This is a genomic window from Guyparkeria sp. SB14A (assembly GCF_005096345.1).
Classification (GTDB): Bacteria; Pseudomonadota; Gammaproteobacteria; order Halothiobacillales; family Halothiobacillaceae; genus Guyparkeria; species Guyparkeria hydrothermalis.
This window is the reverse complement of sequence record NZ_SWAW01000009.1, coordinates 66,150-72,852: the sequence shown is the minus strand read 5'-3', so window position 1 is coordinate 72,852 and position 6,703 is coordinate 66,150. Positions and strand designations below refer to the sequence as shown.

The following is a 6,703-nucleotide window of genomic DNA, read 5'->3' as shown; positions in this document are numbered from 1 at the left end:
ACAGGCGCGGATTTCTCCATCGAGGCCCGGAGCACTGAACCGCTCCACGAGGAGGCCGAATAGATTGACGCAACCTGATTATCCACCACCCCACCGGGGGCTTGCGATCGGGGAGCAGGCCATAGATGATTCTGTACTTTTCTGTTTTGTAGCCGGTCCTAGGGTGCCTTTTTCGCCCGGATAACGCCGGTCAGCCAGGCGAGCCAACCGAGCATCAGCAGCAGTCCACCCAGCGGGGTGACCAGTCCGGGCCAGGCCTGGCCGAACAGGATGAGGGCGTAGAGGCTGCCACTGAACAGCAGCGTGCCCGCGATCCAGCAGGCGGCGGTGACCAGACGCCAGGGGCCCGGGCCGGGCCAGAAGGCCAGCAACATCAACGCGAGAACGTGCACGAAATGCAGCAGGTTGGCGGTGTCGATCTGGCGTTGGCCGGTCACATCGGTCGGCGCCAGTGGGCCATGGGCTGCGAGGGCGGCGAGGATGACGGCAAGCAGTCCGCCGAGCAGGCCGATGGCGAGCACGCCCCGGTGCGGGACAGGGGCTGGATTCGGGCGGGCGTCGGGCATGGGGCGTCTCCGATTGGCGGCGGCCCGCGGCCCGAGACGTCTAGATCACGTGATCTAGAAATCGTCGGTCATCTGCGCGCGCAGCCGACGTTCCTCGAGGAGGTCGTCGAGCCGGCGGCGGGCGTCCTTGGTTCCCTTGATGCTGTCGAGCAGCGAGTCGCTGTTCTGATCGTCGTCCTCGACGTCGGTGTCGTCCCAATCGTCGAGGTCCTGATAGTCGTTTTCTTTGCTCATGATGTACCTGCGTGATCAACACGTTCAAGGCAACCTCGGCGAGGTCGCGTTGGCATCGATCGACGGTCATGGCCAAGTCCTGCAGGCCATCATGGGTCCCGGACGCGGCGCCCGGGCCGGCGCCCCGATCCCGGGGCTGACCAGCCGATTTTCCGGCGCGTTATACCGCGTTTTTTCGACCGGTCAAAGCAAATTTTTATCAGGGGAAACTCTGCACGAATGCCATGCCACTCTGGCTTGGCGAGTCGTTCGTGATCAAGGCGCGATGTCGCTGGCGTGCCGGTGGCCACGTCAAGACATCGCAACGCGGAGCACGGGCGACTCGCCAGGCCCCAAAGGGCGCGTCTTGAGCCGGGCATCTGCTGCGTCGCGAGGTCCGTCCCTGGACCTTGCCCTTCGGGCCGGCTAGCGCCGGCCGAATCGGCGTCCTGCCGATTCGGTTTCGTCCTTGGAAAGGGAACAACCCTTCCGCGGCGGACGAGCGCCTTGCATCTGCCCGGCTCAAGACGCGCAGAGCGGTATGGCATTCGTGCAGAATTTCCCGAGGCGGGGAGCGCATGCCGGCGGCGTTTGCGCCGATGCAACAGGCGGCTGAAACGGCGCTGCCACGGGTGTATGCCGAGGCCCGATCGAGAGGGTGGGGAAACCGGGCGAGTGGGCCGCTCAGGCCGGAGGAAAAGCGCTACAGCGGGGTCAGATCAGGTCGTGGTCGCGCAGTTTCTTGCGCAGGGTGCTGCGATTGATGCCCAGGCAGGCGGCCGCCCGGCTCTGGTTGTGGTCACAGCGCTCGAGCACGCGGGCGAGCAGGGGACGCTCGACCTGGCCCATGACCAGCTGGTAGAGGTTGCTGGGCTGGTCTTCCTCGAAGGCATCCCAGAGGATGTCCAGCGCATCGATGATGGTCTCGTGCACGTCGCGCTGGCACTCGGCCGCACGACGGGCGCTGCCGTTGAGTGACGACACGTTGGATTCGGCAGTGGCGGTGCTGGATGAGTAGGTCATTATTCTTTTCAACAACGCGGCATTGGGGCGGACAGGGCCACGAGAAACCGGGACGACCGGAGGGTTCCGTGGTCGTCCCGTGTCCCCTGGTTCGAGCGTTCCGCGGGCCGTTCAGGCAGTTGGCGCGGCGGACGGACTCGATACGCTGCGAAGCTCGGCCTCCCGCCGGTCAAGCCACCGGCGCTGGGACTCGATGGTCTCCAGTCGGTTGAACTCCTTGCGCGTCCCTTCGGCAATCGGTAGCCGCGAAGAATACCACCCCCAGTGCTTCCTCGCGATGCGCACGCCCATCACATTTCCGTAATGGCGATAAATATTCTCGAATTGCTCGCGGACGAAGCCCATGACCTCGACGGGGCCGGGCTCGGATGGCACGGTGCGGCCTTCCAGCGCGGCGCGTAGCTGGGCGAATAGCCAGGGTCGGCCGAAGGCGGCGCGCCCGATCATCAGGCCGGCGGCGCCGGTCGATTCCAGGACCTCGACGGCCTTGTCGACCGACTCGATGTCGCCGTTGGCCAGCACCGGGATGCGTCGTTCGGCGACCACCCGCGCGATGGTGTCGTATTCGGCGCGCCCGGTGTACTTCTGCGCCCGGGTGCGCCCGTGGATCGAGAGCATCGCGATGCCCGCCTCCTCGGCGATCCGCGCGATTTCCGGGGCATTGCGCCAGTCCTCGTCCGGGCCGGTGCGCATCTTGAGCGTGACCGGGCAGGGCACGGCCTCGACCGCGGCCTCGAGCAGCCGAGCGACGGTGTCGGGCTCGGCCATCAGGGCCGAACCGGCGGCCTTGCGGCAGACCTTTTTCGCCGGGCAGCCCAGGTTGAGGTCGATCAGCTGCGCGCCGTCGCGGTAGGCCTGCCGCGCGGCCTCGGCAAGATCATGGGGTTCGTTGCCCAGAAGCTGGACGGCACGCGGCTCCGGGTCGTCGGGACGGATGCGGCGCTGTTCGCTCTTGCGCGTGTTCCTGAGCTCCGGCTTGCTGCTGATCATCTCGTTGACCACCAGTCCCGCGCCCTGGTCGAAACACAGCTGGCGAAAGGGGCGATCGGAAATGCCGGCCATCGGCGCGAGCGCGAGCGGGAAGTCGATCCGCAGCCGCTCGTCACGGCCGACCAGCTCGATCGGTGCCAGTCCCGGCCGCGTCGTGCTGTCAGGGCGTGCGGACGTCAAGGGTCTCGGGGAGCCAGGTGACGATGTCCGGGAAGATGACCAGCAGGGCGAGCACCGCGAGCTGGATCGCGATGAACGGCAACACCCCGCGGTAGATCTGGCCGGTGCGAATGCTCCGGGGTGCCGCGCCGCGCAGGTAGAACAGCGAAAAGCCGAACGGCGGGGTCAGGAAGCTCGTCTGCAGGTTGACCGCGAGCAGGATGCCCAGCCAGATCGGGTCGATGCCCATCATCAGGAGCACCGGGGCGACGATCGGCACCACCACGAAGGTGATCTCGATGAAATCGAGCATGAAGCCCAGCAGGAACACCACCAGCATGACGATCAGGAGGGCCGTCATCGCCCCGCCGGGCAGACCGCTGAGCAGGTCGTGGACCATCTCGTCGCCACCGAAGCCGCGGAAGACCAGCGAGAAGATCGAGGCGCCGATGAAGATCAGGAACACCATCGCGGTGACCCGCAGGGTGCCGGTCAGGCTCTCGTGGAGCACGGGCAGGCTCAGGCGCCGCTTGGCGGCGGCGAGCAGCATGGCGCCGACGGCGCCCACGGCGGCCGCCTCGGTCGGGGTGGCGATGCCGGACATGATCGAGCCAAGTACCAGCACGATCAGCAGGATGGGCGGGGCCAGGGCGAGCAGTAGGCGACTGATCGGCGGGCGTTCGGCCAGTTCCGCCTCGGTGAGGCCCGGCACGCGCTCGGGTTGGCGCCAGGCGACGAACAGGATGTAGGCGGCGTAGGCCGCGATCAGGATCAGCCCCGGGATCAGCGCACCGCTGAACAGGTCACCCACGGCCACCGTCTCCGGCGAGAAGATGCCCTGGTCGAGCTGTGCCTGGGTGTAGGCGTTAGCGAGCTGGTCGCCCAGCAGCACGAGGATGATCGAGGGCGGAATGATCTGCCCGAGCGTGCCGGCGGCCGCGACCGAACCCGAGGCCAGGCGCGGGTCGTAGCCGCGGCGCAGCATGACCGGCAGGGCGATCAGGCCCAGGGTCACCACGGTTGCGCCGACGATGCCGGTGCTGGCCGCGAGGATCGCGCCGACCAGCATCATCGACAGCCCCAGCCCGCCCGGGCGACGGCCGAACAGCGCGCTCATGTTCTCGAGGAGGTCGTCGGCCACCCGGGCCTTTTCCAGCAACACGCCCATCAGCACGAACAGCGGCACGGCCACCAGCGTCTGGTTGAGCATGATCCCGAACAGGCGGTTGGGCATGGCGCTCATCAGGCCGTGGTCGAAGACGCCGATCAGCGTGCCGATGCCGGCGAAGACCAGCGAAACGCCGGCAAGCACGAAGGCGACCGGGAATCCGCTCATCAGCGCGGCGAAGATGGTCAGCACCATCAGGAGCAGCAGCCATTCCATGCCTTACATGCCCTCCTTGATCGAGCCGTGCTCGGGTTCGGTGGGCTGCTCGTTGCGCAGGACGGCAACGTGCCGGAGCAGCTCGACCAGCCCCTGCCAGAAGAGCAGGGCCGGCATGACGATTAGCAGGGTCTTCAGGAGATACAACAGCGGGATGCCACCGGGCTCCGGCGAGCCCTCGCGCATCGCCCAGCTGTTGCCGACGTACTCGAGGCTGCTAAACGCGATAAACAGGCAGACCGGCCAGAGCAGGACGACTACGCCCATGATCTCGATCCAGGCGCGGGTCTTGGGGCGGGCATTGCGCGAAAGCACGTCGACCCGCACGTGGCCGTCGTGGCGATAGGTGTAGCCCATGCCGAGCATGAACAGCAGCGCGAACCAGTAGGTGATCGATTCGGACAGCCATTGGTTGCTGTCCGAGAGGCCATAGCGCAGGGCCACCACGCCGAAGACGGTCAGCGTCAGTACCAGGCCCAGCCAGGCGACCACTCGGCCGGTCCACTCGTTCACGCGGTCGAGACGATCGACCAGGCGACTCAATCGACAGGAAGACGGTGCAGGCGTCATCGGTTGGCCTCGTCGGGCTGGTTGGACTCGATCCACGTTCGCGTCCGATCGCCGGCGGCGCGGTGCGCCTCGAGGATGCGGCGGAACGGTGTCGGGTCCTTGATGTAGGTCATTTCGGCGGCGCGCGGGAAATACTGATCCTGCATGCGCGAGACCCAGAAGCGCAGCGCCGCGGCGCGCAGCAGGCCCGGCCAGGCCGCCTGCTCGGCCCGGCTTAGGGGCCGTTCGGCGAGATAGCCCGCCAGCAGGGCGTCGCGTTCGGCCGGGCGGGACTGGCCCCGCTCGTCGACGCACCAGTCGTTGAGTGTCACGGCGAGATCGTAGGCGAGGGCATCGGTGCAGGCGTAGTAGAGATCGATGATGCCGGTGAGTTCGCCGTGGTCGAACAGGGCGTTGTCGCGGAACAGATCGGCGTGGATCGCACCGCGCGGGAGGTCCGCCCGCGACTGGCCGCGCTGGAAGGCCAGTTCGTCGTCGAGCAGCGCGAGCTCGTCGTCGCTGGCCTTCTCGTGCAGCTGGCGCGCCACGGTCTCGGCCCAGGCCAGATCGCGATCCGGGGCGCGGTACTCGGGGAAGTCGGTCGAGACGCGATGGAAACGCGCCAGCGTGTGGCCGATCGCCGCGCAGGCCGCCGGGTCCGGGTGATCGAGCGAGGCACCGGTCAAGCGCTGGACCAGGGCCGCGGGCTTGCCGTTGAGTTCGGTCAGGTAGGCCCCGTCGCGCGTCGGCACCGGGTGGGCGGTGGGGATGTCGTGCTCGGCCAGATAGGCCATCAGGTCGAGGAAGAACGGCAGCTCGTCGGCGCCGTGGTTCTCGAACAGGGTGAGCACGTAGCGTCCGCCGGTGGTGGTGACGAAGTAGTTGGTGTTCTCGATACCGGCGGCGATGCCGCGATGCTCGACCAGCTCACCGCAGTCGAACCGGGTCAGGAAGGTGGCGAGTTGTTCGGTATCGACCTTGGTAAAAACGGACATGTCGGTCTCGTTCGTTGCTTGGGTTTGCCCGGCGTCGGTGGCCCGGGGTTGCTAGCTGGAATTGGCTGGCCGGCATTGGCTGGCCCGGCTCAGAGGTCGAGCAGTTTCTGCTGCTCTTCCTCGGTCGCCGTGACACCGCGGTTTCGGTAGAAATCGAAGATCGCGTCCACCGCCTCGTCGGCCGTGTCGCACAGGGTGAACAGCTGCATGTCCTCGGCGGCGATGGTCTTCTCGCCCAGGAGCTGGTCGCCGAACCAGTCGATCAGCCCCTGCCAGAACGTGCTGCCCAGCAGGACGATCGGAATGCGGCGCGACTTGCCGGTCTGCACCAGGGTGAGGATCTCGGCCAGCTCGTCGAGGGTGCCGAAGCCGCCGGGCATCACCACGTAGGCCGAGGCGTGCTTGACGAACATCACCTTGCGGGCGAAGAAGTGCTGGAAATGCAGCGAGACGTCCTGGTAGTCGTTGTCCATCTGCTCGTGGGGCAGGGCGATGTTGAGTCCCACGCTGGGCGCACCGCCGGCCTGTGCGCCCTTGTTGGCCGCCTCCATGATGCCCGGGCCGCCGCCGGAGATCACCGAGAAGCCGGCATTGGACAGCTTTTCGGCGACCTCGACGGTCAGCGCGTACCAGGGATTGTCTTCCTTGTAGCGCGCCGAGCCGAAGATGCTGACCGCCGGCTCGATGCTGGCGAGCGTCTCGTAACCGTGGACGAACTCGGCCATGATCTGGAAGACCTTCCAGGACTCCTGCGAGAGACGCTGTTGCTGGTCGAGTCGGGTGGGATGATTGGGTAGCTTTCTGCTCATGCAAAACCGCGTGAC

The 6,703-nt window shown here is 66.8% G+C and carries 8 protein-coding genes; all 8 read right to left on the bottom strand.

The annotated features are described in order from the left end of the window. Positions 1 to 158: 158 nt before the first annotated feature. Positions 159 to 566: a DUF423 domain-containing protein gene (locus FAZ79_RS05600; RefSeq protein WP_136866991.1), complete on the bottom strand. Its 408-nt coding sequence runs from the start codon at positions 564 to 566 to the stop codon at positions 159 to 161. A gap of 54 nt (positions 567 to 620) precedes the next feature. Continuing rightward, positions 621 to 800: a hypothetical protein gene (locus FAZ79_RS05595; RefSeq protein ID WP_136866990.1), complete on the bottom strand. Its 180-nt coding sequence runs from the start codon at positions 798 to 800 to the stop codon at positions 621 to 623. Positions 801 to 1,493: 693 nt separating this feature from the next. Then, entirely contained in the window at positions 1,494 to 1,802 is a 309-nt protein-coding gene (locus tag FAZ79_RS05590; RefSeq protein WP_136866989.1) for a helix-turn-helix domain-containing protein, read from the bottom strand. A 111-nt stretch (positions 1,803 to 1,913) separates the two neighbouring features. Then, on the bottom strand, positions 1,914 to 2,972 hold the full coding sequence (gene dusB, locus FAZ79_RS05585) for a tRNA dihydrouridine synthase DusB (protein ID WP_247709502.1): 1,059 nt from the start codon (positions 2,970 to 2,972) through the stop codon (positions 1,914 to 1,916). Beyond that, positions 2,953 to 4,335 carry a TRAP transporter large permease subunit gene (locus FAZ79_RS05580; protein WP_136866988.1) on the bottom strand — a complete coding sequence of 461 codons (1,383 nt, stop codon included), beginning with the start codon at positions 4,333 to 4,335 and terminating at the stop codon, positions 2,953 to 2,955. Before FAZ79_RS05580 ends, dusB begins: the two co-directional genes overlap by 20 nt. 3 nt (positions 4,336 to 4,338) lie before the next feature. Beyond that, complete coding sequence (locus FAZ79_RS05575; protein WP_136866987.1) at positions 4,339 to 4,905, bottom strand: TRAP transporter small permease subunit; 567 nt, start codon at positions 4,903 to 4,905, stop codon at positions 4,339 to 4,341. Beyond that, on the bottom strand, positions 4,902 to 5,879 hold the full coding sequence (locus FAZ79_RS05570) for a homoserine kinase (protein WP_136866986.1): 978 nt from the start codon (positions 5,877 to 5,879) through the stop codon (positions 4,902 to 4,904). The genes FAZ79_RS05575 and FAZ79_RS05570 overlap by 4 nt, the downstream gene beginning before the upstream one ends. Before the next feature lie 89 nt (positions 5,880 to 5,968). Then, the gene (locus FAZ79_RS05565) at positions 5,969 to 6,688 is read right to left on the bottom strand and encodes a TIGR00730 family Rossman fold protein (RefSeq protein WP_136866985.1); all 720 of its coding nucleotides are present in this window, start codon (positions 6,686 to 6,688) and stop codon (positions 5,969 to 5,971) included. Positions 6,689 to 6,703 lie beyond the last annotated feature (15 nt).